We start from the raw sequence: 24151 nt of genomic DNA on the forward strand, positions 1-24151 counted from the left end.
ATGAGGTTCCGCTGTCGCTCCGGCGGGGCATGACTGCTCCATGCCCTCACTCCTGCTGCACGGCGACCTCGACCGCCCGGCCTTCCTCACCGTCTCCGACCTGCGGGAATGGCCACAGCACCGGGCCGAGGTCACCTTCGACTGCGCGACGAACGGCCCGCAGCACCACGTCTTCGAGGGCGCGCTGCTGCGGGACGTCGTCTCCGGCGCCGGCCCGGTCTTCGACGCCCGGCGCCGCAAGGACCGCAGCCGCTACCTCCTCGCGGTCAGCGGCGGCGACGGGCACCACACGGTGCTGTCCTGGGCGGAACTGGACGCCGACTTCTGCGGCAGCCCTGTCCTGCTGGCCACCCGCCTGGACGGCGCGGAACTCGACGGTCCGGGCAGCCAGCTGGTGGTCCCCTCGGACCGCTGCGGAGCCCGCTACGTCAGCGCGGTCACCCACGTCTGGTTCGGCACCCTGTCCGTCCCGGCGCTGACCGCGGTCTGAGCGCGCACCGCGCACACCGCGCGCCCCTCCCGCACCACCACACGCCGTGTCACGGAACGTGACCCCCGCCTACCGTCGGTCATGACACCTGGTAGGGCGAGAGGAACGAGGCGGACGGATGCGGATGCGGACGAAGACGAGGTCGCGGGTGCGGGTGCGCAGGACGGCGGGGCTGCTCGGGGCGTGCGCGGCGGCCGCGGCGCTGGCGCTGGCGACCCCCGGCACGGCACAGGCGGCCCAGGGCGTCCTGTTCATCGACGGCGCGCCGAACCCCGCCCCCAACGGCTGCTTCCCGCTCGGCGACTTCGCCCCGTCGGAGGTCGTCAACCTCACGGACGGGGTCGCCTGGGTGTGGAGCGGCCCCGCCTGCGACGGCCGGGTGGTCCACCCGATCCTCCCGGGCCGGCTGGCGATCGGTCACGGCCGCAGCCTCTTCATCGAATAGCCGGCCGCGCGGCACCCTGGCGCTCCCGCGTCAGGGTGCGGATCTCCTCCGTGGCCTCGCGGAAGGCGGGGGCCGCCCGCGCGAAGTAGTCGAAGAGCAGGGCCTGCTGCTCCGGCGTGTACGCGGCCAGCACCTCCGCGATCCTGCGGCGTGCCGGGCCGACCGCCGCCTCGACCTCCGCGAGCGCGCCCGGCACCGCCTCCACCACGACCTTGCGCCGGTCGGCCGGATCGGCGGCGCGGCGCACGTAGCCCGCGCGCTCCAGCCGGTCGATCAGCCGTGTCGTCGCGCCCGTGGTCAGTCCCGTGCCGGCGGCGAGCTCCCCCGAGGTGAGCCCGCCGGCCAGGGTGATCCGGCTGAGCGCGTACCACTCGGACGCCTGGAGGCCCGCGGCCTCCGCGCCCGCCACGCCGTGCAGCCCCACGGCGTCGACGTAGTCCCGGAAGACCAGCCGGCGTTCGTCCTGTTCGGCCATGCGCACACCTCTCCCCTTGCCAATTATCTGCACGCATGCAGATAATGCGTGCATGCAGTTGCTGCACCAGTGTAGTCAATCTGCGGCAGCCGCGCCGTGCCCCGCCCCGAACGAACCCTTCGATCCGAGAGGCACCACCACCATGAACGCCAAGCTCCTGAAGCGCGCCGCCCTCGCCACCGCAGCCGTCCTCGCCCTGGGCACCGGCGCCGCGTACCTCTACCTCGACGCCACCTCCGAGGTCCGCCGCACCGGCGCCACGGCCTGCGCCGACGTCATACCGGCCGACGCCGACCGCGCCGACGGCGAGGCCGTCTGCGCCACCATCGACGCCCTCACCGCCGCCTGGGGGGCCGGGGACGCGGACGCGTACGGCCGCCAGTTCACCGAGAACGGCACCTACACGACCTACGTCGGCAGCCACTACGAGGGCCGCGCCGACATCACCGAGGGCCACCGGGCGCTGTTCCAGGAGTTCGTCAAGGGGACCGAGCTGGCGGCCAGTTACCTGGACATGCGCTTCCCCACCAAGGACGTCGCCGTCCTCACGGGCCGGGGCGACGACTACAGCGGCGACAAGCCGGGCGCCCGCGAGCTGTCGAAGGTCCAGACGTACACGCTGGTCCGCGACACCGACGGGGTCTGGCGGATCGCCGCCTTCCACAACACCAAGCGGCAGAACGTGATGGAACGGCTCTCGTTCCTCTACGCGCCCGCCACGGCCCCCAAGGCGGAGCGGTGACCACCGCACCGACCAGCGATACCGCCCTCACCCAACTCGCTTGTGAGGGACAGTCCCTGATCTCACATCAGGGAAGCCTCAGGGTGGACCCCGGGGCTTCCCGGTGACCCACGGGGCGGGCGGGACGGCACCTTGGAGGCATGCAGACCAACACCCTCCTCCGCCGCACGGCCGCCGGCCTCGGCCTCGCCGCCGCCCTCACCGTCGCCGTCGCCGGGACCGCGAGCGCCGCCCCCGCGCCCACGCCCGCACCCGCGCCGTCGTTCGACTTCACCGACTGCCCGGCCATCCCCGCCGGGGTCGACGCGGCACAGTGGAAGTGCGAGGTCCTGACCGCCACCGGGTCCCTGAAGCTCGGCGACCGCACCCTGCCCGAGTTCGCCCCGATGACCATCACCCACGCCGAGGGCCCGATGCCCGACGGGAGCAAGGGCCAGGTCTGGGGCGCACTGCGCAGCGGCCCGACCGCCGTCCCCGGCGGGCTGTTCGGCAACCCCGCCGGGGACCGCAGCCCCGTACTCGGCCTCTCCGTCCAGCCGGAGTACGGCGGGCGCTCGGACTTCTACAGCGTCGGCGACGACATGGGCCTCTTCACGCTCCGCTACCGCGTGCTGAGCCCGCTCCTCCCGCAGGGCTGCACCATCGGCGCGGGCGACGCCCCCCTGGAGATCCGGCTGAAGCGCGTGGGCAAGTCCGAGCGGATCTCCAAGAACCCGCCCGTGATCAAGTTCGCCGCCGCCGACGACTCCTTCGCGGTGCCGGCCGCCGAGGGCTGCGGACCGCTCGGGAAGGTCCTCAACGACAAGCTCGGCCTCCCCGCCGGGACCGGCAACTCGATCACCCTGTCCGCGCTCTACACCTACAAGACGTACGACCAACTGCCCCCGCGCTGACGGGGTGAACTGGGTACGCGTACTCACGACACCGCGCCCGTCCGGACCGACCCTGGAGGCACACCACGCCCCCGGGAGAACCGATGAACAAGCGCACGCTGATACGCCTGACCTTCGCCAACCCCGCCTCGGCGGTCTACCTCACCCTCGTCGGCGGCGCCATCGCCGTCGCGACGGGCGTCTCCCTCTTCGGCCAGGACCCGGGGTTCATCTGGATCTGGCCCACCCTCTTCACCGCACCCTCGTCCTTCGCCACGATGACCGTCGGGATGCTGGCCTGGGGGGCGTCGAAGCCTCCCCTCTGGTTCTCCGCCGGCCTGCTGGTCGCCTGCGCCCTCGCGCAGTCCGCGGTCCTCGGCGCCGTCTGGGAGGCGGTCCGCCGCGGCCGACGCTCCCCCGCCGGTCCGCAGCACGGCTGACCGGCGGAACCCGGATCCCTCCGGCGGGGGAAGCGGGCCCTCGAATGATCGATTCTGCGGTGAACCCGCTCCGGCAACCGGGTGATCAGGAGTGTCCTCGGCTGGTGGGCGCCATCGGGCGGGCGCTATCCCTGCACGCATGATCAAGAACATCGCCGCCGCCGCGGCGCTCGCTCTCAGCACCGCCCTGTTCACCAGCACCCCCGCCCAGGCCGCGCCGAGCTCCTTCCCGCTCCCGCCCTTCGGCTATCCCGTGGTGTACACCGTCACCTCGACCCCGGCCGTCCTGGACGCCCCGCTGGTCCTCCACCCCGCGTACCACCCGGCGTACCACCCCGCCTTCCGGACCGCGCTCACCGTCCACCCGCTGTACTGACGCCCGCACGCCCCCGTTCCTCCGCCGTGTCGACCGGCGGGGGAACGGCTCCACACACGCGGGCGGCTAGCCGAAGCTCGGCATCTCCCCGACCGTCGTCGACAGGTCGATCACCGCGAACGCCGCGCCCTGCGGGTCGGTGACCGCCGCGAAGCGCCCGAAGGGGCTGTCCATCGGCCCGAAGTGCAGCTGCCCGCCGTGCTTGCGGGTCTTCGCGACCGCCTCGTCGCAGTCCGGCACCGCGAAGTAGACCTGCACGTAAGAGGGAACCTCCGGCGGGAACTCCTCGCCCATCCGCATCCGGCCCAGCACCGGGTTCTGCGGACCGCCGACGCTGAAGACCTTGAAGTCCATCCCGGCCGCCTCCGGGTCGTCGCCCGGGTCCATCTGCTGGGACTCGTACGGGAACACCTGCGACAGGAAGCCGTCCGCCTTCTCCGGCTCGCGCGTGAACACCTCCGCCCAGGCGTACGCACCGGACTCGCCGAGCTTCTCGAAGCCCTTGTGCTCGCCGGGCTGCCAGACGCCGAAGACCGCGCCGCTCGGCTCCTTGGCGATCGCCATCGTCCCGAACGCGCCGACCTGCATCGGCTCCATCATCAGCGCGCCGCCCGCCGCCTTGATCTTCCCGGCGGTGGCGGCGGCATCGGCCGAGGCGAAGTAGAGACACCACTGCGAAGGGGCGTCACCGCCCGGCATCGGCGGCACCACGGCGGCGACCGCCTTGCCGTCGGAGTAGGCCTGCGTGTAGTTGCCGTACTCGCTGCTGGCCTCGCCGAAGGTCCAGCCCAGCACGTCGCCGTAGAACTCCTTGGCGCCCTCCACGTCGGAGAACATCGCGTCCACCCAGCACGGGGCGCCTTCCGGGAACTCAGCCATGGTCGATCGACTCCTGTGTCGTATGCCGTCCGTACGCGTGCTTGTCCGTCGCTCCCACGCTAGGCGGGGGGTCTGACAATCGCGCGCCGACCGGGCGCCGGGGCCCCCGCTGGGGGAGGCTGGGGGCATGGACGACATCACCATCCGGCTCGCGCAGCAGCCCGAGGCCGACGCCCTGCTCGCGCGCAGCCCGCTGGCCGCGCTCACCGGCATGCTGCTCGACCAGCAGGTACCGATGGAGTGGGCGTTCTCGGGGCCCTGGACCATCGCCCAGCGGCTCGGCGCCGACGACCTCGACGCACACGCCATCGCCGCCCACGACCCGGAGGCCTTCGCGGCGCTGCTGTCGCAGAAGCCCGCCGTGCACCGCTACCCGGGATCGATGGCGAAGCGGATCCAGCAGCTCTGCGCGTACCTGGTGGAGCACTACGACGGCGACGCCGCCGCCGTGTGGGCCGACGCCGCGAGCGGAGCCGAGCTGCTGGCCCGGCTGAAGGCGCTGCCGGGGTTCGGGGAGCAGAAGGCGCAGATCTTCCTGGCCCTGCTGGGCAAGCGGTTCGGCGTCCGGCCCGAGGGCTGGCGCGAGGCCGCCGGCGGCTACGGCCTGCCGAACGTCCACCGCTCGGCGGCCGACATCACGGGCCCGGAGTCCCTGGCGAAGGTCCGCGAGTACAAGCAGGCGCAGAAGGCCGCCGCCAAGCGCTCCGCGTCCGCATAGCCGCGGCTCCGCGGCCCGCGCGGCGGCCTGGCTCCGAGCAGCCCGAGGGGCTTGCCACGGAGGCGAGTTGACACATCGCGGGCCGCCCGCTGGCGAAACGGGCCGAGGCCGGTCATAGGGTCGGCCGCATGACCGAGAACCTCACCCGCGCCGACGTGGCCGAAGTCATCTCCGACGGCCCCGGCAGCTTCATCACGCTGCTCACCGACACCCCCGAGCTCACCTGCAACACCGCGTGCTTCGAAGTGGGCGCGGCCGGTGCCCCGGTGCACTTCCACACCAAGGCCACCGAGTTCTTCCACGTCACCGACGGCCGGCTCGACGTCCTGGTCGGCGACGAGGTCCACACCCTCACCAAGGGCGACTTCATCAGCATCGCCCCCGGCGTGAAGCACGCCTTCGCCCCGGCCGCCGGCCACACCGCCGAGGTGTTCGTCGGCTTCACCCCCGGCATGGCCCGCTTCGACTACTACCGCCTCCTCGGACGGGTGCGCGCGGGCGAGGCCACCGTGCAGGACATCATCGACAGCCAGCCCACGTACGACAACCACTACGCCGAGAGCGACGCCTGGGCCGCCCGGCCGCGCAGCACCGAGGCGTAGACCTCGTCGGCGTCGAGCCGTCGCAGCTCCTCCGCGACCAGTTCGGCGGTGCTGCGGATCTTGAGCGCGACCTTGCGGTCGGGCCAGCCGGGCAGCACCAGGGTGGCCAACGAGCCCGTGGGGCGGTCCACGACCACCTCGCCGGCGGAGGTCTCCAGCCGGACCCGGGTGATGACCGGCCCGTCCGTCGCCACCCGGGCCACCGGCACGCCGAGGCGGTCCCCCAGCCAGCGCGCCAGCAGCTCGGCGCTCGCGTTGTCGGGCTCGCTCTCCACCACCGCGGCGGTCACGGGCAGCGGCTTCTGGTCGAACGCGCAGGCCAGCAGGGAGCGCCACGGCGTGAGCCGGGTCCAGGCGAGGTCGGTGTCGCCGGGGGCGTACGAGGCGGCGCGCGCCCCCAGCACGCCGACCGGATCGGGCGCCTCCTGCGCGTCCGTTATCCGGCGCTGCGCCAGCGCGCCCAGGTCGTCGCGGGCGGGATCGGCGGGAGCGTCGGCCGGCCACCAGGCCACCACCGGCGCGTCCGGCACCAGCAGCGGGAGCACCACCGAGCCGGCCTGGGTGGTGAGGTCACCGTGCAGGCGCAGGATCACGATCTCGCCGGACCCGGCGTCCGATCCCACGCGCAGTTCGGCGTCGAGCCGGGTCCGGCGCCGCCGTTCCGGGCCCCGGTGGGTCCGCTTGATCACCGCGATGATCCGGCAGGGGTGCTCCCGCGCGGCCTCGGAGGCCGCGCGTACGGCGTCGTAGGCGTTCTCCTCGTCGGTGACGATGACGAGGGTCAGCACCAGCCCCATGGTCGGGCTGCCAACGGCCCGGCGGGCGTCGAGGAGCGCCCGGCCGATCTTGCTGGACGTGGTGTCGGTGAGTTCGGTCCGCATGCCCCGAGTCTGTCAGCGCCCGCCGGGCACCCGACAGCCGGTTCGCTCGATTCCGTCTGGAGGGGGACCCGGGCGGGCCGGGCTCAGCGCCGGCGGCGCGCGGTCCCGAAGATCGACCGCGAGATCTCCCGCCCCAGCTGCGTCCCGATCGACCGCGCCAGGGAGCGGAACAGCCCGCTCCCCACGACCTGTTCGGCCAGAGAGGGTTCCGGTTTCGGGGCGGAACGCGCGGCCTTCGCCGCCTCCTTGGCCTGCTTCTCGGCCTCCGCGGCCGCGGCCGCCGCCTCCGCCTCGGCCTCCGCGGCGACCTGTTCGGCGGTGATCTTCTCGTACGCGGACTCGCGGTCGACCGGCTCGGCGTAGCGCGGGTACAGCAGCGAGGACCTGACGGCCCGGTCCAGCGCCTCGGCGTCGACCGGCCCCATCAGCGACTGGGGTGCGCGCAGCCGGGTGGCGGCGACCGGGGTCGGGGCGCCGTTCTCGCTGAGCACCGTGACGACGGCCTCGCCGGTGCCGAGCGCGGTGAGCGTCTCCTCCAGGTCGTACGCGGAGTTGGGGAAGGTCTTCACCGTGGCCCTGAGGGCCTTCGCGTCGTCGGGGGTGAAGGCGCGCAGGGCGTGCTGGACCCGGTTGCCGAGCTGGGCCAGCACGTCCGCCGGTACGTCCTTGGGGGTCTGGGTGACGAAGAAGACGCCGATCCCCTTGGAGCGGATCAGGCGGACGGTCTGGGTGATGGATTCCAGGAACGCCTTCGAGGCCCCGTTGAAGAGCAGGTGCGCCTCGTCGAAGAAGAACACCAGCTTGGGCCGGTCCAGATCGCCGACTTCGGGAAGTCCTCCGTAGAGGTCGGCGAGCAGCCACATCAGGAATGTGGAGAAAAGCTGCGGTTTGTCCTGGACTGCCGGGAGTTCCAGTACGGAGACCACTCCGCGCCCGTCGGCGGCCGCCCGGAGCAATTCGCTCGTGTCGAATTCGGGCTCGCCGAAGAATTCCGTGGCGCCCTGCTGCTCGAATGCGGTCAGGGCGCGCAGGATCACCCCGGCGGTCACCGTGGAGAGCCCGCCGATTCCCTTGAGCTCGGGTTTCCCCTTGTCGGACACGAGGAAGGCGACGACCGCCCGCAGGTCCTTGAGGTCGATCAGCTCCAGGCCCTTGGAGTCGGCGTAGTGGAAGATCAGGCCGAGGGACTGCTCCTGCGTCTGGTTCAGCTGGAGCACCTTGGACATCAGCACCGGCCCGAAGGCCGTGACGGTCGCGCGGACCGGGATCCCGGGGCCGATCCCGCCGAGGGAGTAGAACTCGGCGGGGCATCCGGTCGCCTCCCACTCCTGCGCGACCTCGCCGGCCCTGGCGGCGGTCTTCTCGTTCGCCACGCCGGGGGCCGAGATGCCGGAGACGTCGCCCTTGATGTCGGCGAGGAAGACGGGCACGCCGTTCGCCGAGAGCTGCTCGGCGATCAGCTGGAGGGTCTTGGTCTTGCCGGTGCCGGTGGCTCCGGCCACCAGCCCGTGGCGGTTGAGCATGGCGAGGGGGATCCGGATCTGCCGCTCGGGCAGGCACTTCCCGTCCCAGAGCAGGGCTCCGAGGTCGAGCGCGGCACCGGTGAAGGCGTACCCCGCGGCGATCGCGTCGGCCGCGGGGTCGGGCGCCCCGGTCGGTTCGGGCGAGCCGGCCGGAACGGCCGGGTCGGTGCTCTGGCTCATGCATCCCTCCCGGAATAGCCCTGTCTGCCACTTTTGCACCGACGGCGCGAGGCTGCGCCCGGAGGCACCGGCCCGGTAGGCTTTCCGTGTGATCTTCAAGCGCATCGGAAACGGGCGGCCGTACCCCGACCACGGCCGGGAGAGCGTCCGGCAGTGGGCGGACGTCGCGCCGCGCCCGGTACGGCTCGACCAGCTCGTGACGACCAAGGGGCAGCTGGACCTCGAGACCCTGCTCGCGGAGGACTCCACCTTCTACGGGGACCTCTTCGCCCACGTCGTGAAGTGGCGGGGCGACCTCTACCTGGAGGACGGGCTGCACCGCGCCGTGCGCGCGGCCCTCCAGCAGCGCCAGGTCCTGCACGCGCGCGTCCTCGAGATGGACTGATTGCGCCTTTCGGGTCTGCCTTACCCGATCAACAGATCATTTAGTAGGCATCGTTCCGGTACGGCACTACGCTGCGCCCATGAGCATGCTCACTCCCCCCGGCATGGGCGGAAAGTACCGCGTAACGGGAGCTGCCTACCCCCGTATGAGCCGTCCCCGGCGGCGTCGGAAGATCGTCCTCACCCTGCTCGGATCCGTCCTGGCCCTTGCCCTGCTCGGCTACGGGGCGCTGCAGCTCATCGACGTGTTCGGCGGCGGTGACGGCAAGCACGACACGGCGGCGGCCCGAGGGAACTGCCCGACGGCATCCGCCAAGCCCGCGAACGCCGTGAAGCCCGCCACCGCGCCGGACGCGGGCCCCGCGGCCGCCTCCAAGGCCCCCGCGGCCGCCCTCCCTCAGCCCGGCCAGATCACCGTCAACGTCTACAACGCGACCCCGCGCGCGGGTCTGGCCAAGGCCGTCGGCGACGAGCTGAAGAAGCGCGGGTTCGCCATCGGCCACGTCGGCAACGCCCCCGCCGACTTCGACAAGAAGGTCCCCGGCGCCGGGATACTGCTCGGCTCCCCGCGGACCGACAAGGCCGCCTACTCCGTCCTCGGCACCCAGCTCGCCGGGGTCACCACCCAGACCGACGCCCGCGAGGGCGCGGACATCGACCTGATCCTCGGCGACTCCTTCAAGGAGCTCAGCACGAAGGAGGACGCGGACAAGGCGCTGGCCGTCCTGGCCAACCCGCCCGCGCCCACGCCCTCCGCGAAGTGCTGATACCCCGAAGTGCCGACTACTCGGCCGAGCCGTACATGCGGTCGCCCGCGTCGCCCAGGCCCGGCACGATGTAGCCGTGCTCGTTGAGCCGCTCGTCCACGGCGGCCGTCACCACCGTCACCGGCGTGCCCGCGAGCTCGCGCTCCATGATCTCAACGCCCTCGGGCGCGGCCAGCAGCACCACGGCGGTCACGTCGTCGGCGCCGCGCTTGATGAGCTCCTGGATCGCGGCGACCAGCGTGCCGCCGGTGGCCAGCATCGGGTCCACCACGTACACCTGGCGCCCGGAGAGGTCCTCGGGCATGCGCGTCGCGTACGTGGAGGCCTCCAGTGTCTCCTCGTTGCGGACCATGCCCAGGAAGCCCACCTCGGCGGTCGGCAGCAGGCGCACCATGCCGTCCAGCATGCCGAGGCCGGCGCGCAGGATCGGGACGACCAGCGGGCGCGGGTGCGACAGCTTGACGCCGGTGGTCGGGCCGACCGGGGTCTCGATGTCGGACTGCTCGGTGCGCACGTCGCGGGTGGCCTCGTACGCGAGGAGCGTCACCAGCTCGTCGGCGAGCCGACGGAAGGTGGGGGAGTCGGTGCGCTTGTCGCGCAGCGTGGTGAGTTTGTGCGCCACCAAGGGGTGATCGACGACCTGCAAACGCACAACATCCTCCAAGACTCAGCCGGGCTTCGACCTGCGATCAGCGAACTGCGAGACCCTGCTACCTGCGAAACCGGTCGCCTGTTCGCGACCCACTGGCAAAAGGCTACGCGGTGCGAGCACCGCCGCGCGTCCGGCGCGGACCCCTCACGGTCCCGCCGTCCGCCCGGCGCGGGCCCGGAGATGCGGGCCGCGCCGCGGCCCAGCACCCTTGACTGGTGAGCAACGGACTGGTGATCGCGGCCGTCGACGGATCCGAGCACAGCCTCCGCGCCCTGGAGTGGGCCCGCACGGCGGCGCTGCGGCACGGCACCGGGCTGCTCGTCGCCCACGTGCTGCCCGAGGCCACCCAGCTTTACGCGGGCCGCCGCTCGGCCCTGCACGACCCGAACGAGCCCGAGGAGTACGCGGACCCGGTGGGCGACCGCGTGCGCGCCATCCTGGAAGCCTCCCCCGACCGGCCCGCGGAGATCCGCTACGAGGCCCTGGAGGGCTCGGTGCCGGCCGCCCTCCGGGTGATCAGCGGCGAGGGCTCGCCCCGGATGCTGGTGATGGGCTCCCGGGGGCGCGGCGGGTTCGCCGCGCTGCTGCTCGGCTCCAACAGCAGGGCCGTGTCCACCACCGCCTCCTGCCCCGTGGTGGTGGTCCCGCACGCCGACCGCGACGCGGCCGCCGACCCCGCCGGGGAGGCCGCGGGCGCCTCGGCCGGCAAGGTGGTGCTCGGGCTGCACGTCACCGAGACCCCCGAGGACGTACTCGCCTTCGCCTTCGCGGAAGCGGCCGCACGGGGGACCACCGTCCAGGTGGTCTCGGCGTACGCGGTCCCGCCCGGCCCGGCGAACGTGCTCGGCGGCCCCTTCGCGGTGATCCCGCCCGAGGCGCTCGCCGACGGCGGGGACGCCGCGCCCGCCGAACGGGAGACCCTGCGGTCCCAGACCCGGCGGCTGGAGGCGGTGCGGGCCCGGTACCCGGACGTACCCGTCGAGCAGGCCGCCGAGCCGGGCAACGCGGCGGGGCGGCTGGTGGAGGCGTCGCGGTCGGCCGCGCTGGTCGTGGTGGGCCGCCACCACCCGCGCGTCCGGTCGCTGCTGATCGGTTCGGTGGCGCACGCGGTGCTCCAGCACGCGCACGGTCCAGTGGCCGTCGTACCGGCCCTCACGGACGAGGACGCCGGGGTCTGACCCCTGACCTGGGGCGATCTGCGCACCGGTGGCATCAAACGCGCCGCCCGGGGGAAGGTGGGAGCCGGGGGGTCTGCTCCGTGACGGCGGAGGAGGACGACCGGACCAGCCTGGGGTGGTGCCGATGCCCGAGACGCAGCAGCCGAACGACACCGACGGGAGAGAGGCGTACGAGGCGCCGGAGACGGCGGCGCAGCGCAGGGCGCGACGCGCGCAGTTCCTGCGCGATCTGAACGAGGCCAGGGAGCTGCGCGACCGGGTCCAGCCCCGGCGCGCCCGAGCGGCCCGGATGAGGCAGCAGATGCGGATGCGCACCTTCCGCTGGTGACCGGGGGGCGCCGCTGGTGACCGGGGGCGCGGCCGGGCGCGTCGCCGGGCGCACCGGCGTGCGCGCGGACGGCCCCGCGACCGCGCGCGCCTGCGGCGCCGCGACACGGCCGCCGCGCGGAAGACCTCTCGCAAAGCCGCTGTTTCTGCCACGATGCCGATTGGGCGGGGTGCGGACGGCAAGCGTCACGGCCGTACACACCCCAACCTCCGGCCGGGGGGACCTCCAACCGGCACGCCTATGACCAGTGGGAGAGTCACGGTGTATTTCGCCGCACTGCTCGCGCGCACCGAAGACGGGTGGGAAGCGAGCGACCTGGAACTCGACGACGTCGAGTCCCTCAGTGATCTGATCGATCTCGCCCGGTCCGCCGCTGTCGACGACGACACGGTGGTCGCCCTCATCGAGCAGGAGGACGCCTGGTTCGGCGTCATCCGCGTGGACGGAGAGGAGGACCCCCGGTACTTCCTCTCGAACGCCTCCGTGGCCGACCGCAGCTCCTACGGATCGATGCTGACGAAGGAGCTGCTGGGCACCGACGAGGAGGACGACGACCTCGACGAACTGGACCTGGACGGCACCGAGGACGGCGAGGACGAGCCGGTCGCCGCCTACACGGACGAGGACGACGACGCGGACGACGAACCGCGCGCCGGCTCCGAACCCCTGCCGGCCGGACCCCTCGGCGACCCCCGGCTGCTGGACGACCTCGGGGTCGGCCACAAGGAACTGCTGACCCTCGACGGAGACGCCCTCACCGAGATCGCCGACGCCCTCGGTGCCACCGACGTGCTGGAGGCCGTCCGCTAGTGATCACCGAGCACCACATCACGTACGACCCCGATCCCGTACGGGATCCCTGGCGGGACTCCATGCGCCTGGCGCTGGAGGAGGCCGCCCTGGCGGTACCGGCCGGCGACGTGCCGGTCGGTGCCGTCGTGCTCGGACCCGGCGGGGAGCTCCTCTCCACCGGACACAACGAACGGGAGGCCGCCGGAGATCCCACGGCGCACGCCGAGGTACTGGCGCTGCGCCGGGCGGCCGCCCGGCTCGGTGAGTGGCGGCTGACCGGGTGCACGCTGGTGGTGACCCTGGAGCCGTGCGTGATGTGCGCCGGCGCGCTCGTGCAGTCCCGCGTGGCGCGGGTCGTCTACGGCGCGGGGGACGAGAAGGCGGGCGCGGCCGGGTCGCTCTGGGACCTCGTGCGCGACCGCAGGCTCAACCACCGTCCCGAGGTGATCCGAGGCGTGCTGGAGCGGGAGTGCGCGCGGCAGCTCACCGATTTCTTCCGGGAGCTGTGAGCGCCCCGCGGGGGGCTTCCGGGGCCGGTGAGCCAGGCCACGTGCCGCGGATTTGCAAAGCACTCCCCACCTTGGGCTAGGATCTCTCTCGGTGGTGTGTCCGAGTGGCCGAAGGAGCTCGCCTCGAAAGCGAGTATGGGGCAACCCATCGGGGGTTCAAATCCCTCCACCACCGCCATTGAGAGCCCCGGTTCGTACGAACCGGGGCTCTCGTGCGTGCCCGCCGTGACCGGCCGCCCGGTCATGCCGTTGTCACGGCATGACCAAGACCCAGCGCATGCTCGCCGCCTTCGCCCTCGCGGGGGCCGCCGCGGGCCTCGCCGCACCCGCCGCCTCCGCCGCACCCGTGGACGCGGCCCCGCTCAGCCTCCCGGACCTGCCAGCCGCCGCCCCGGGCATGCCCGCCGGCGCCCAGCCCACCGTCCCCGAGATCGGCGCGCGGCTCAGCCAGGGCGCCAACCAGCTCAACCAGCTGATGACCCTGCCCGACCAGCTCTCCCCGCTGATCGCGCCCGTCGAGCCGCTCCTGGGCCTCGCAGGCGCCATCCAGTAGCCTCCGGCGACCGGCCCGCCCCGGCCCGCCCTCGCCCCCGAACACGAAGAAGGTCCCGACCGGAGTCGGGACCTTCGACGGTGGGGACGGGGGAAGTGGCGATCGGGGGGACAAGCCACTTCCCCCGACGGGGACGGACCTGCCAGCCCGAGCCGCAGTCAGGGGGGAAGCTCGCGGCTCGGACCCCGCAGTGAGGTCCTGTCCCTCACCCACCGGTTTCCTGCCAGAACCGGTGGGCTCGTGTTCAATCCTGCTCCCCCTCCGACCGGGCGTGCGGCGGCAAAGGGCCCCAACCGCCGGGTCATTGGTCCTTAAAGGACAGGTGAGTGACCAAACCTGACCGGTTAGACTCACCCGACTTTGCAGCGCCGGTTGGGGAGGCCGACACCGTCCATGGACACCAAGAAGCTCATCACGGGCGTCCTCACCGTGTTCGTCCTCTTCGTGATCATCACCCAGCCCAAGCGGGCGGCGGAGATGGTGGGAATAGGCTTCCAGGGCATATCGGATGCCGCCTCCGGCATCGGCGAGTTCATCACCGAACTGGTGAACTGAAACCGTACGCCGAAGCGATTTCCGGACTTCCGGGTCCCCCACTCCGACGGGGTGGGGGACCTTTCGCGTTCACGGTCGGGGTAGCGGGTAAAAAGAATACCCCTAAATGCCCAACTTGCCCTCAACACGGCTATATACGGTGCTTGCACACAGTGCACATCTCTTGTGATGCTATGACCGCTTTTGACCGATGAGTTGATCGAAGGGGTGGCGTGACCGTGCCGGCCAGTACTGCGCCTCAGGTGCCTCCCCAGCAAGAGCTCCGCCCGCCGCACGAGCCGCGCGCCGAGGTGCACCCCCAGGAGCCGCGCCAGGCGCGTCAGGAGTCCCGACCGGAGTCCCGCCAGGAGTCCCCTCCGGAGCCCCGCCAGGACCGGCCGGAGCCGCAGCGGGAGGCTCCGGAGGCCCGCCCCGGAACGGGCGCGGACGGCCGGGACGTCCCCGAGGACACCCCCGAGGCTCCCGAGGAGCCGGCAGCCCTCCCCGCGAGGCCGCAGGGCCGGGGCGCCGACACCCGGGCGCTGACCCAGGTGCTCTTCGGCCAGCTGAAGGGCCTGGAGCCGGGCACCAGCGAGCACCACCGGGTGCGCGGGGCCCTCATCGAGGCCAACCTCCCGCTCGTCCGGTACGCGGCCGCCCGCTTCCGCAGCCGCAACGAGCCGATGGAGGACGTGGTCCAGGTCGGCACCATCGGCCTGATCAACGCGATCGACCGGTTCGACCCGGAGCGCGGGGTCCAGTTCCCCACCTTCGCCATGCCGACGGTCGTGGGCGAGATCAAACGGTACTTTCGCGACAACGTCCGCACCGTGCACGTCCCGCGCCGCCTCCACGAGCTGTGGGTGCAGGTCAACGCCGCCACCGAGGACCTCACGACCCTCCACGGCAGGACCCCGACCACTCCCGAGATCGCCGAACGGCTGCGGATCAGCGAGGACGAGGTGCTGTCCTGCATCGAGGCCGGCCGCAGCTACCACGCGACCTCCCTGGAGGCCGCGCAGGAGGGCGACGGCATGCCCGGACTGCTCGACCGGCTCGGCTACGAGGACCCCGAGCTGGCCGGCGTCGAGCACCGCGACCTCGTGCGCCACCTGCTGGTCCAGCTGCCCGAGCGGGAGCAGCGGATCCTCCTCCTGCGCTACTACAACAATCTGACGCAGTCGCAGATCAGTGCGGAGCTGGGCGTCTCCCAGATGCACGTGTCCCGGCTGCTCGCCCGGAGCTTCGCCCGTCTGCGATCCGCAAACAGGATCGAGGCTTAACCGGATCGGGTGGAGCCGTTCCCGCGTTTCCCTACAGAATCGGCTCATTCCGCTCGGTCGGCCGTCTGTCGCTGGAGATACTTGTCGACATGACGCTACAGCGTGTTGCCGACATGTGACATTCTGCTGGAACCGCGTTTGCCGCAGCCCCGCCTCCGGTATTCAGGTGGAGGCTGCGTTCCTCCGACGGGCGCAGAGACGCGACCGTCCGCGACCTCAAGGGGGTGGCATGTCCGCAGAACAGGGCAGCTCCAAGGTGCTCACGCTCGACAAGCGTGAGCTGCCGGCAGTGGCCGACCGCTCGGAAGCCATCGACACCCGCACCCTCTCCCGCTCCCTCTTCCAGCGACTCGCCGCCCTGGACGCGGACAGCCCCGAACGGGCGTACGTACGAGACACCCTGATCGAGCTGAACCTGCCGCTGGTGCGCTACGCGGCGGCCCGGTTCCGCAGCCGGAACGAGCCGATGGAGGACATCGTCCAGGTCGGCACCATCGGCCTGATCAAGGCGATCGACCGGTTCGACTGCGAACGCGGCGTGGAGTTCCCGACGTTCGCGATGCCGACCGTCGTGGGCGAGATCAAACGATTCTTTCGAGACACTTCCTGGTCCGTCCGCGTCCCGCGCAGGCTCCAGGAGCTGCGCCTCGCGCTGACCAAGGCCAGCGACGAACTCGCCCAGAAGCTGGACCGGTCGCCGACCGTCCCGGAGCTGGCGGCCGTGCTCGGCGTGTCCGAGGAGGAGGTCGTCGACGGCCTCGCCGTCGGCAACGCCTACACCGCCTCCTCGCTCGACTCGCCCTCCCCGGAGGACGAGGGCGGCGAGGGCTCGCTCGCGGACCGCCTCGGGTACGAGGACACCGCGCTGGAGGGCGTCGAGTACCGCGAGTCGCTCAAGCCGCTGCTCGCCAAACTGCCGCCCCGCGAACGGCAGATCATCATGCTCCGCTTCTTCGCGAACATGACCCAGTCGCAGATCGGCGAGGAGGTCGGCATCTCCCAGATGCACGTCTCCCGCCTCCTCACCCGCACGCTCGCCCAGCTGCGGACGGGCCTCATCGGAGACTGAGCCAGGGAGTAGCGGCGCGCGGGTTCACATTTGACATTGCGTCAGGAACACTGGCGCGATGCGAACGGGACCCCGCGCCGCCCTCGCCCTCGCCCTCTGCTGCACGGCCTTCGCCGCCCTCACCGGCTGCGGGCAGGAGCAGGACGGCTACGTCGTCGTGGGCGCCGCCGCCGCGGGCCCCGAGCGGGGCGCGGGAGAGAACGTACCGCCCCGGGAGCAGGTGGAGTTCCAGCCGCTGGCATCCGGCGGACAGGCCCCTTCCAGCGACGGCCCCGGTTCTACGCCGCCCGGCGCGCCCGGGTCCCAGCCGGACGGAGGCTCCGCCCAGGGCGGAGGGACGGCCGACGCACCGGTCGGCTCCGCACCGGCCCCCGGCACCCCGCCGGACCCGGGCACCCCGGCCACCCCCGGCAGCACCGGGGGCGCGGGCACGGGCGCCACCACCCCGGGCGCGCCCGGCACCCCGGCCCCTCCCGCCCCGCAGAACCCGCCCGGCACCCCGGGCACGCCGGGCGCCCCCGGCTCCCCCGGCACCCCGGCCCCTCCGGCCCCGAAACCGGGCACGACGCCGCCCGCCCCGCCGGCCACTCCGGCCCGGCTCGCGCTCGGCACCCCGGTCCGCTCGGCCGCGTCCGACCGCTGGTGCGAACGCGTCACGGTGACCTTCACCAATACCGGCACCACCGCGGCCCGCTCCGGCACGGTCACCTTCGCGACGCACGTCATGGGCGCCCTCGGCATCGACTGGGCCACGATCACCACGACCCAGCCGCTGCCCGCCCCCATCGCGGGCGGCGGCTCGAAGACGCAGGCCTACACGGTCTGCGTGGAGGCGTGGCGGGTCCCGCTGGGCATGCACGTGGAGACCCGGAACGTCAGCGCCGCCTGGAACTGAGGCCGCCCCCCGGCCGCCCCCGGCCGCCCCCACCCCGTCCCGGTTTTCCGATTCCTTTACCGCCCCACCCCCCGAATTCATTTGCCTGTAGCAACCATGCGCTTCTATGGTTGCCCTAAGCAACAAGATGGGGGCGGCTCCCGGTGACCACGCAGACGGCCCAGCACACCCGCTACGAGGAGCTGGCCCGCCAGCTCACCGGGATCGGCGCGGTCAAACGCGACCTGGCCCGGATGCTGCCCCCGCACTGCCCGCCCGGCTCCGCCGCCGTCCTCACCGTCCTCGACCGGCACGGCGAGATGCGGCTCAGCCGGCTCACCGAGTTCATGGCCGTCGACATCTCGGTCAGCAGCCGGCACGTCGCCCACGTGGCGCAGCACGGCTGGATCGAGCGGGAGACCGACCCCGGCGACGGCCGCTGCCGGATCCTGCGCCTCACCGGGGCCGGCCGCGCCGTGCTCGCCGAGCTCGGCGCCCGCTACACCGACGCGCTGGAGAAGGCCCTGGCCGACTGGTCGGCCGAGGACATCGACGTACTGAACACCCTGCTGGCCCGACTCCGATCGAGCTTCTAGGCAAAGGAAACACATGGCTACGACCACACCCAACGGTGTGCGGGGAGGCGGCCAGTCGGAGACCACGTCCGACGGCGCACCCATGACCCACCCCCAGATCATGAAGGCGCTGTCCGGGCTCATGCTCGGCATGTTCGTGGCGATCCTGTCCTCCACGATCGTCTCCAACGCCCTGCCCCAGATCATCAGCGACCTCGGCGGCACCCAGTCCTCCTACACCTGGGTCGTCACCGCCGCACTGCTGTCGATGACGGCCGCGACCCCGCTGTGGGGCAAGCTGTCCGACCTCTTCAGCAAGAAGCTGCTCGTCCAGATATCCCTGGTGATCTACGTCCTCGGCTCCGTGGTCGCGGGCATGTCCCAGAACACCGGCATGCTCATCGCCTGCCGGGTGGTCCAGGGCATCGGCGTCGGCGGCCTCTCCGCCCTCGCCCAGATCGTGATGGCCGCGATGATCTCCCCGCGCGAGCGCGGACGCTACAGCGGCTACCTGGGCGCGGTCTTCGCCGTCGCCACCGTCGGCGGCCCGCTGCTCGGCGGCGTCATCACCGACACCTCGTGGCTCGGCTGGCGCTGGTGCTTCTACGTCGGCGTGCCCTTCGCGGTCATCGCCCTGATCGTCCTCCAGCGCACCCTGCACCTGCCGGTCGTCCGCCGCGACGTGAAGGTCGACTGGCTGGGCGCCTTCCTGATCAGCGGCGCCGTCTCGCTCCTGCTGATCTGGGTCACCCAGGCCGGGGACTCGTACGACTGGATCTCCTGGACCACCCTGGCGATGACCGGCGGCGCCGTCGTGCTCGGCCTGCTCTTCCTGCTCGTCGAGTCCCGCGCGAGCGACCCGATCATCCCGCTGCGGCTGTTCCGCAACAAGACCATCAGCCTGGCCTCCGCCGCCTCGCTCTTCGTCGGCATCGCGATGTTCTCCGGCACGGTCTTCTTCAGCCAGTACTTCCAGCTGGCCCGAGGCGAGTCCCCCACCATGTCCGGGGTCCTGACCATCCCGATGATCGGCGGCCTCTTCGTCTCCTCGACGGTCTCCGGCCAGGTCATCACCAAGACCGGCAAGTGGAAGGCCTGGCTGGTCTCCGGCGGCGTGCTGCTGACCGCCGGCCTCGGACTGCTCGGCACCCTGCGCTACGACACCCCGTACTGGCACATCGCGGTCTACATGGCGCTCACCGGCCTCGGCCTCGGCATGATGATGCAGAACCTGGTCCTCGCCACGCAGAACCAGGTGGCCCCCGAGGACCTCGGCGCCGCCAGCTCCGTCGTCACCTTCTTCCGCTCCCTCGGCGGCGCCATGGGCGTCTCGGCGCTGGGTGCGGTCATGGCCAACCGGGTCACCCACTACGTCCAGGACGGGCTCGCCGCACTCGGCCCGAAGGCCGCGGCCCTCGGGCACGGCGGCACCGGCGGTGGCGGAATCCCCGACCTCGACAAGCTGCCCGCACCGTTCCGGACCGTCATCGAGTCCGCGTACGGGCACGGCGTCGGCGACGTCTTCCTGTACGCCGCCCCGAGCGCGCTGCTCGCACTGCTGCTGGTGCTGTTCATCAAGGAGGTCGCGCTGAAGTCGAAGCCGGCCCTGCACGACCCGGCCGCCGAGGGCGGTGCGCAGGCCGCCGCGCAGGCCCCGGCGCCGGCCGCCGGTGCCCCGCGGGCCAAGGCCTGACCGGCAGCCCGCCGGAGCCCGCCGTGAGCGGCCCGGGCCCGGACCCCGCTACGGGGTCCGGGCCCGGGCCGCCGCCGTATGCGCGGCCTTCGCCTCGATACCGGCGATCAGGACGTCGAGGGCCAGGGCGAACTCCGCCTCGGGCGCCCGCCGGACCCTGCCCCCGCAGCCGTTGAGGGCGCAGCCGCCGAGGAACTGGGAGACGGCCAGGTGCGCGCCCGTCCGGGCGGCGTCCACCAGGCCGGTGGCCTCCAGCAGCCGGTGCAGGGCGGCGTCGAAGGCCCGCGCGTGCGGGCCGATGTTGGGGTAGGCGACGCTGAGCGGAGCCACCCACGGGTGCTCCGCCAGCAGCTGCCGGTAGCCGCAGGCGAGGGCCCGCAGCCGGGCCGGCCAGCCCTCCCGAGGGGGCGGGCCGGCCGGCAGCCGCTGCTGGCCCAGGGCGCTGTCCAGGGCCAGTTCGAGCAGATCGTGCTTGGTGTCCACGTACCAGTACAGGGACATCGCGGTGACCCCGAGCTCGGCGGCCAGCCGGCGCATCGAGAACCGTCCGAGCCCCTCCGCGTCCAGCAGCCGCACGGCGGCGGCGGTGATCCGGTCCCGGTCCAGCCCCGAAGGCGCCTCACTGCGGCGTCTGGTGGGGGCGGTGGCTCTGGCGGCCAGCCACACGCTGGTCCTGGCCTCGCCCGGATCGGCCTCGGTCACCATGGAGGCGCCCTCCTCACCACAAGGGGATCGGCCCGGAATGCCCGGTCCGCCCTCTTGATGCTAGGGGGTCGTCAGGTCGTAGAAGGTGGCTCCGCCGATGGTGGTGGCCTTGAAGTTCGCCTTCACCCAGCCGTCGATGGCCGTACCCGCCGCTCCGCCGGGACCCCCCGCGCCGCCGGGCCGGTTGGCACCCGTGGCCCCTTCGCCGGAGGCGCCGTCGAGGCTGCTGCCCTGGGCGATGAACCAGTGGATCTTCCCGGCCTCCACGTACGCCTTGAACTGCTCCAGCGTGGGCGAGGGGTCACTGCCGTTGAAGCCGCCGATCGGCATCACGGGCGCGCCGGACGCCAGCTGGTAACTCGCGGCGTTCTGCGAGCCGATGGTGGCCGCCGCCCAGGTGTAGCGGTCGGCGTCGGTGCGCAGCGCGGCCTTGGCCTCCGCGCCGACCTGCGTGCCGCCCAGCAGTCCGCCGGGGCCGCCGCCTGCGAAGACCAGGCGGTCGCGCCCGCCCTGGCCCGCGCCTTGACCCGCGCCTTGACCGCCCTGGTTCCCGCCCTGGCCGCCCTGGCCGCCCTGGCCCGCGCCCTGGCCGCCGCCGGGGACGCCCTGGCCCCCGGGGACACCTCCCGGGGCGCCCTGGCCGTCGGCGCCGCCCGGACGGCCGCCCACCGGGCCCGCGCCCTGCGGCACTCCGCCCGGGAACCCGCCCGGCGCTCCCTGGCCGCCGGTGCCTCCCCGGCCGCCCTGGAACTGCTCGGCGCCGGGGCCGAAGCGCATCCCGCCCGGCCCGCCCCGGCCGCCGGCCACCGCCGGGCCGGCCGTCGGGATGGAGCCGGTGTGGCCCGTGCCGACGGTGGTCAGGCAGTAGGCGAGGGGACCGGCCAGCGCCGCGGCCAGTCCCAGCCCGGCCGTCGCCAGGAGCACCCGGCGCCCGAAGCGGGCCGCGAACGGCAGCAGGGCGGCGGCCAGCAGTCCCCCGGCCAGCACCGCCCAGCGCAGCCACGGCAGGTAGCCGGAGGACCGGCCGAGGAGTACGTACGCCCAGACGGCGGTCAGGGCCAGCGTCCCGGACAGGGTGAGCGCGGCGGCCCTGCCGCCCCGCTCCTCCCACAGCACGGCCGTGCCCATGCCGACCAGAGCAGCCACGAAGGGCGCGAGCGCGACCGTGTAGTACTCGTGGAAGATGCCCTGCATGTAGCTGAAGACGAGCACGGTGATCAGCAGCGAGCCGCCCCAGGCGAGGAAGGCCGCGCGGGCCATGCCCTCCAGGGAGTCGGTGGCCCTGCGGGCCCGCCAGGTGACCACCAGCCCGGCCACGAGCAGGACCAGCGCCGCGGGCAGCAGCCAGGAGATCTGGCCGCCCACGTTCGCGGAGAACAGCCGGTCGATGCCGGTCTCCCCCCAGCCGCCGCCCCTGAGGCCCGGGCCGCCCCCGGGCATCCCGTACGCCCCGGCCCCGCCGGCCGCGGCCCGCCCGCCGCCGACGCTGCCCGTCTCGTTTCCGTTCAGCCGGCCGAGGCCGTTGTAGCCGAAGGTGAGCTCCAGGAAGGAGTTGTTCTGCGAGCCGCCGATGTACGGGCGGGAGGAGGCGGGCCACAGCTCAACCACGGCCACCCACCAGCCGCCCGACACCGCGGCCGCCAGCCCGGCGAGCAGCAGCTGCCCGAGCCTGCGGCGCAGTCGGGTCGGCGCGCAGACCGCGTACAGCAGGGCCAGCGGCGGCAGGATGACGAACGCCTGCAGGGTCTTGGTCAGGAAGCCCAGGCCGATCGCCGCGCCGGCCGCCACCAGCCACCCAGTCCGCGCCCCGTCCAGGGCCCGGAGCACGCAGTACACGGTGATGGTCAGCAGCAGGGTCAGCAGCGCGTCGGGGTTGTTGAAGCGGAACATCAGCGCGGCCACGGGCGTGAGCGCGAAGGCGGCACCGCTCAGCAGGGCGGCACCGGCCCCGAACTGGCGCCGCACGGCCGCGTACAGCACGGCGGTGGTGCCGACGCCCATCAGGGCCTGGGGCACGAGGATCTGCCAGGAGCCGAGCCCGAACAGCCGGACGGACAGTGCCATCGGCCACAGGGAGGCCGGGGGCTTGTCGACGGTGATGGAGTTCCCGGCGTCGGAGGAGCCGAAGAAGAAGGCCTTCCAGCTCTCGGAGCCGGCCTGTACGGCGGCGGAGTAGAAGGAGTTGGCGTAGCCGGAGGCCCCCAGGTTCCACAGCAGCAGCACGGCGGTGGCGAGCAGCAGGGCCGCGTACGCGGGCCGTTCCCAGCGCGGCCGTACGTGACCGGCGCGGTGCGCGGCGGCAGCGGCGGGCGCGGCGGGCGGCCGTTCGGGGAAGGGGGAGTCGAAGGGGGCCGGTGCGGTGGTCATCGGTGGTCGTCCTTCACGGGAGTGGTGCGCCGCTCGGGGAAGACCCAGGCGCGGAAGAGCAGGAACCGCAGCACGGTGGCGGCGAGGTTGGCCGTGATCAGGACGGCCAGTTCGGTGCTGTGGGCGGGGTCGGCGGCGGCCGCGTCGAGGGCGGCGAGCGAACCGCTGGTCAGGGCCAGGCCGATGGCGAAGACCACCAGGCCCTGGGCCTGGTGGCGGACGGCCCGGTCGCGGCCCCGGACGCCGAAGGTGAGACGCCGGTTGGCGGCGGTGTTGGCCACGGCGGAGAGCAGCAGGGCGGCCGCGTTGGCGGCCTGCGGGCCGGCGCCGAGCCGGAAGAGGGAGTACAGGGCGAGGTAGCAGAGGGTGGACAGCACCCCGACCACGCAGAAGCCGAGGAGCTGGCGGGCGAGCCCGCGCGGTATTCCGGGCAGGGCGGTGCGGTCGCGGGGGTCGTCGCCGAAGGGGCGGGCGAGCCGGTCGAGCGGGAGCGCACCGACGGCCAGTGCCCGGCCCACCCGCCAGACGCCCTTCAGGTCCTCGGTGGCGGTCTTCACGATGTGGACCGTGGACTCGGGGTCGTCCACCCAGTCCACCGGCACCTCGTGGATCCGCAGCCCGGCCCGTTCGGCCAGCACCAGCATCTCGGTGTCGAAGAACCAGCCGGTGTCCTCCACCAGCGGCAGGAGCCGCTCCGCCACCTCTCGCCGGATGGCCTTGAACCCGCACTGGGCGTCGCTGAACCGGGCTGCGAGGGAGGAGCGCAGCAGCAGGTTGTAGGCCCGTGAGACGAACTCCCGCTTGGCTCCCCGCACGACCCGTGAGGAGCGGGCCAGCCGGGTGCCGATGGCCAGGTCGGAGTGGCCGGAGATGAGCGGGGCGACCAGCGGCAGCAGTGCGTTCAGGTCGGTGGAGAGGTCCACGTCCATGTACGCGAGGACGGGCGCCTCCGAGCTCGACCAGACGGTGCGCAGGGCCCGCCCGCGGCCCTTCTCCTCCAGCCGGAAGCTGCGTACTCCCTCGACCGAGGCGGCGAGCCCGGCCGCGACCTCGGGGGTGCGGTCGGTACTGGCGTTGTCGGCGATGGTGATGCGGAAGGCGTACGGGAAGGTGCGGGTGAGGTGCGCGTGGAGCCGGCGTACGCAGGGGCCGAGGTCCTTCTCCTCGTTGAAGACCGGGATCACCACGTCGAGTACGGGCTCGCCGGGCGCGGACGCGAGCGGCGCCCGGGCCGGGAGGGCGTCGGGAGAGGTGTCGGTTGGCAT

Annotated in this window: 29 protein-coding genes and 1 tRNA gene; 22 read left to right on the forward strand and 8 right to left on the reverse strand. The window is 72.9% G+C overall.

The window, feature by feature from the left end:
* Positions 1-40 precede the first annotated feature (40 nt).
* Positions 41-490 (forward strand): molybdopterin-dependent oxidoreductase, encoded by a 450-nt coding sequence (locus tag OG553_RS16100; protein ID WP_405979637.1) that lies wholly within the window; start codon positions 41-43, stop codon positions 488-490.
* Between the two features lie 124 nt (positions 491-614).
* Positions 615-935 (forward strand): hypothetical protein, encoded by a 321-nt coding sequence (locus tag OG553_RS16105; RefSeq protein WP_405979638.1) that lies wholly within the window; start codon positions 615-617, stop codon positions 933-935.
* On the opposite strand, the gene OG553_RS16110 is transcribed toward OG553_RS16105, so the two are convergent.
* Complete coding sequence (locus tag OG553_RS16110; RefSeq protein ID WP_405979639.1) at positions 925-1410, reverse strand: MarR family winged helix-turn-helix transcriptional regulator; 486 nt, start codon at positions 1408-1410, stop codon at positions 925-927. The two genes, OG553_RS16105 and OG553_RS16110, sit on opposite strands and share 11 nt — an antisense overlap.
* 142 nt (positions 1411-1552) lie before the next feature.
* On the opposite strand from OG553_RS16110, the gene OG553_RS16115 reads away from it, so the two are divergent.
* The 4 genes from OG553_RS16115 (at position 1553) to OG553_RS16130 (ending at position 3840) form a co-directional block, all read left to right on the forward strand.
* Positions 1553-2152, forward strand: a complete 600-nt coding sequence (locus tag OG553_RS16115) for an SgcJ/EcaC family oxidoreductase (protein WP_405979640.1) — start codon at positions 1553-1555, stop codon at positions 2150-2152.
* Positions 2153-2292: 140 nt separating this feature from the next.
* Positions 2293-3045 carry a hypothetical protein gene (locus OG553_RS16120; RefSeq protein WP_405979641.1) on the forward strand — a complete coding sequence of 251 codons (753 nt, stop codon included), beginning with the start codon at positions 2293-2295 and terminating at the stop codon, positions 3043-3045.
* A gap of 83 nt (positions 3046-3128) precedes the next feature.
* Entirely contained in the window at positions 3129-3464 is a 336-nt protein-coding gene (locus OG553_RS16125) for an SCO4225 family membrane protein (RefSeq protein ID WP_405979642.1), read from the forward strand.
* Between the two features lie 139 nt (positions 3465-3603).
* Positions 3604-3840, forward strand: coding sequence for a hypothetical protein (locus OG553_RS16130; RefSeq protein WP_405979643.1), 237 nt, complete (start codon positions 3604-3606; stop codon positions 3838-3840).
* 66 nt (positions 3841-3906) lie between these two features.
* Here OG553_RS16130 and OG553_RS16135 read toward each other — a convergent pair whose 3' ends face one another.
* A complete protein-coding gene (locus tag OG553_RS16135) occupies positions 3907-4719 on the reverse strand; it encodes a VOC family protein (protein WP_405979644.1) in 813 nt (270 codons plus the stop codon).
* A 127-nt stretch (positions 4720-4846) separates the two neighbouring features.
* Between OG553_RS16135 and OG553_RS16140 the strand changes: the two genes are divergently transcribed.
* Both OG553_RS16140 and OG553_RS16145 read left to right on the forward strand, forming a co-directional pair.
* Positions 4847-5437 carry an HhH-GPD-type base excision DNA repair protein gene (locus tag OG553_RS16140; RefSeq protein ID WP_405979645.1) on the forward strand — a complete coding sequence of 197 codons (591 nt, stop codon included), beginning with the start codon at positions 4847-4849 and terminating at the stop codon, positions 5435-5437.
* Positions 5438-5565: 128 nt separating this feature from the next.
* Positions 5566-6039, forward strand: a complete 474-nt coding sequence (locus tag OG553_RS16145) for a cupin domain-containing protein (protein WP_405979646.1) — start codon at positions 5566-5568, stop codon at positions 6037-6039.
* On the opposite strand, the gene opcA is transcribed toward OG553_RS16145, so the two are convergent.
* The gene (opcA, locus tag OG553_RS16150; protein WP_405979647.1) at positions 5988-6920 is read right to left on the reverse strand and encodes a glucose-6-phosphate dehydrogenase assembly protein OpcA; all 933 of its coding nucleotides are present in this window, start codon (positions 6918-6920) and stop codon (positions 5988-5990) included. The genes OG553_RS16145 and opcA overlap by 52 nt on opposite strands.
* Before the next feature lie 83 nt (positions 6921-7003).
* Positions 7004-8623: a helicase HerA-like domain-containing protein gene (locus OG553_RS16155; RefSeq protein ID WP_405979648.1), complete on the reverse strand. Its 1620-nt coding sequence runs from the start codon at positions 8621-8623 to the stop codon at positions 7004-7006.
* An 88-nt stretch (positions 8624-8711) separates the two neighbouring features.
* Here OG553_RS16155 and OG553_RS16160 point away from each other — a divergent pair, with 88 nt between their 5' ends.
* Together OG553_RS16160 and OG553_RS16165 are read left to right on the forward strand one after the other, a co-directional pair.
* Positions 8712-9008, forward strand: a complete 297-nt coding sequence (locus OG553_RS16160; protein WP_405979649.1) for a type II toxin-antitoxin system VapB family antitoxin — start codon at positions 8712-8714, stop codon at positions 9006-9008.
* A gap of 79 nt (positions 9009-9087) precedes the next feature.
* Positions 9088-9774, forward strand: a complete 687-nt coding sequence (locus OG553_RS16165) for a LytR C-terminal domain-containing protein (protein WP_405979650.1) — start codon at positions 9088-9090, stop codon at positions 9772-9774.
* 16 nt (positions 9775-9790) lie between these two features.
* Here OG553_RS16165 and upp read toward each other — a convergent pair whose 3' ends face one another.
* Positions 9791-10426 carry a uracil phosphoribosyltransferase gene (gene upp / locus OG553_RS16170; RefSeq protein WP_405979651.1) on the reverse strand — a complete coding sequence of 212 codons (636 nt, stop codon included), beginning with the start codon at positions 10424-10426 and terminating at the stop codon, positions 9791-9793.
* 215 nt (positions 10427-10641) lie between these two features.
* Here upp and OG553_RS16175 point away from each other — a divergent pair, with 215 nt between their 5' ends.
* The 12 genes from OG553_RS16175 (at position 10642) to OG553_RS16230 (ending at position 19814) form a co-directional block, all read left to right on the forward strand.
* Positions 10642-11604 carry a universal stress protein gene (locus OG553_RS16175; RefSeq protein ID WP_405979652.1) on the forward strand — a complete coding sequence of 321 codons (963 nt, stop codon included), beginning with the start codon at positions 10642-10644 and terminating at the stop codon, positions 11602-11604.
* 124 nt (positions 11605-11728) lie between these two features.
* Entirely contained in the window at positions 11729-11932 is a 204-nt protein-coding gene (locus OG553_RS16180) for a hypothetical protein (protein ID WP_405979653.1), read from the forward strand.
* A 261-nt stretch (positions 11933-12193) separates the two neighbouring features.
* A complete protein-coding gene (locus OG553_RS16185) occupies positions 12194-12742 on the forward strand; it encodes a hypothetical protein (protein ID WP_405979654.1) in 549 nt (182 codons plus the stop codon).
* A 62-nt stretch (positions 12743-12804) separates the two neighbouring features.
* The gene (gene tadA / locus OG553_RS16190; protein ID WP_405983053.1) at positions 12805-13233 is read left to right on the forward strand and encodes a tRNA adenosine(34) deaminase TadA; all 429 of its coding nucleotides are present in this window, start codon (positions 12805-12807) and stop codon (positions 13231-13233) included.
* A 90-nt stretch (positions 13234-13323) separates the two neighbouring features.
* Positions 13324-13411: transfer RNA gene (locus OG553_RS16195), tRNA-Ser, on the forward strand.
* Between the two features lie 81 nt (positions 13412-13492).
* Complete coding sequence (locus OG553_RS16200; RefSeq protein WP_405979655.1) at positions 13493-13786, forward strand: hypothetical protein; 294 nt, start codon at positions 13493-13495, stop codon at positions 13784-13786.
* Between the two features lie 393 nt (positions 13787-14179).
* Positions 14180-14341 (forward strand): hypothetical protein, encoded by a 162-nt coding sequence (locus OG553_RS16205; protein WP_164720920.1) that lies wholly within the window; start codon positions 14180-14182, stop codon positions 14339-14341.
* 242 nt (positions 14342-14583) lie between these two features.
* On the forward strand, positions 14584-15603 hold the full coding sequence (locus OG553_RS16210; RefSeq protein WP_405979656.1) for a SigB/SigF/SigG family RNA polymerase sigma factor: 1020 nt from the start codon (positions 14584-14586) through the stop codon (positions 15601-15603).
* A 229-nt stretch (positions 15604-15832) separates the two neighbouring features.
* On the forward strand, positions 15833-16672 hold the full coding sequence (locus OG553_RS16215; protein ID WP_401245505.1) for an RNA polymerase sigma factor SigF: 840 nt from the start codon (positions 15833-15835) through the stop codon (positions 16670-16672).
* A 58-nt stretch (positions 16673-16730) separates the two neighbouring features.
* Entirely contained in the window at positions 16731-17567 is an 837-nt protein-coding gene (locus OG553_RS16220) for a hypothetical protein (RefSeq protein ID WP_405979657.1), read from the forward strand.
* Positions 17568-17710: 143 nt separating this feature from the next.
* A complete protein-coding gene (locus OG553_RS16225) occupies positions 17711-18142 on the forward strand; it encodes a MarR family winged helix-turn-helix transcriptional regulator (protein ID WP_405979658.1) in 432 nt (143 codons plus the stop codon).
* Between the two features lie 13 nt (positions 18143-18155).
* Positions 18156-19814: an MDR family MFS transporter gene (locus tag OG553_RS16230; protein ID WP_405979659.1), complete on the forward strand. Its 1659-nt coding sequence runs from the start codon at positions 18156-18158 to the stop codon at positions 19812-19814.
* Between the two features lie 48 nt (positions 19815-19862).
* On the opposite strand, the gene OG553_RS16235 is transcribed toward OG553_RS16230, so the two are convergent.
* The 3 genes from OG553_RS16235 to OG553_RS16245 are packed head-to-tail and all read right to left on the reverse strand — an operon-like array spanning position 19863 to position 24151.
* Complete coding sequence (locus OG553_RS16235) at positions 19863-20519, reverse strand: TetR/AcrR family transcriptional regulator (RefSeq protein WP_405979660.1); 657 nt, start codon at positions 20517-20519, stop codon at positions 19863-19865.
* Between the two features lie 60 nt (positions 20520-20579).
* Positions 20580-22886: a glycosyltransferase family 39 protein gene (locus tag OG553_RS16240; RefSeq protein ID WP_405979661.1), complete on the reverse strand. Its 2307-nt coding sequence runs from the start codon at positions 22884-22886 to the stop codon at positions 20580-20582.
* Positions 22883-24151 (reverse strand): glycosyltransferase, encoded by a 1269-nt coding sequence (locus OG553_RS16245; RefSeq protein ID WP_405979662.1) that lies wholly within the window; start codon positions 24149-24151, stop codon positions 22883-22885. The genes OG553_RS16240 and OG553_RS16245 overlap by 4 nt, the downstream gene beginning before the upstream one ends.

It is taken from the genome of Streptomyces sp. NBC_00158, from assembly GCF_045160885.1.
Classification (GTDB): Bacteria; Actinomycetota; Actinomycetes; order Streptomycetales; family Streptomycetaceae; genus Streptomyces.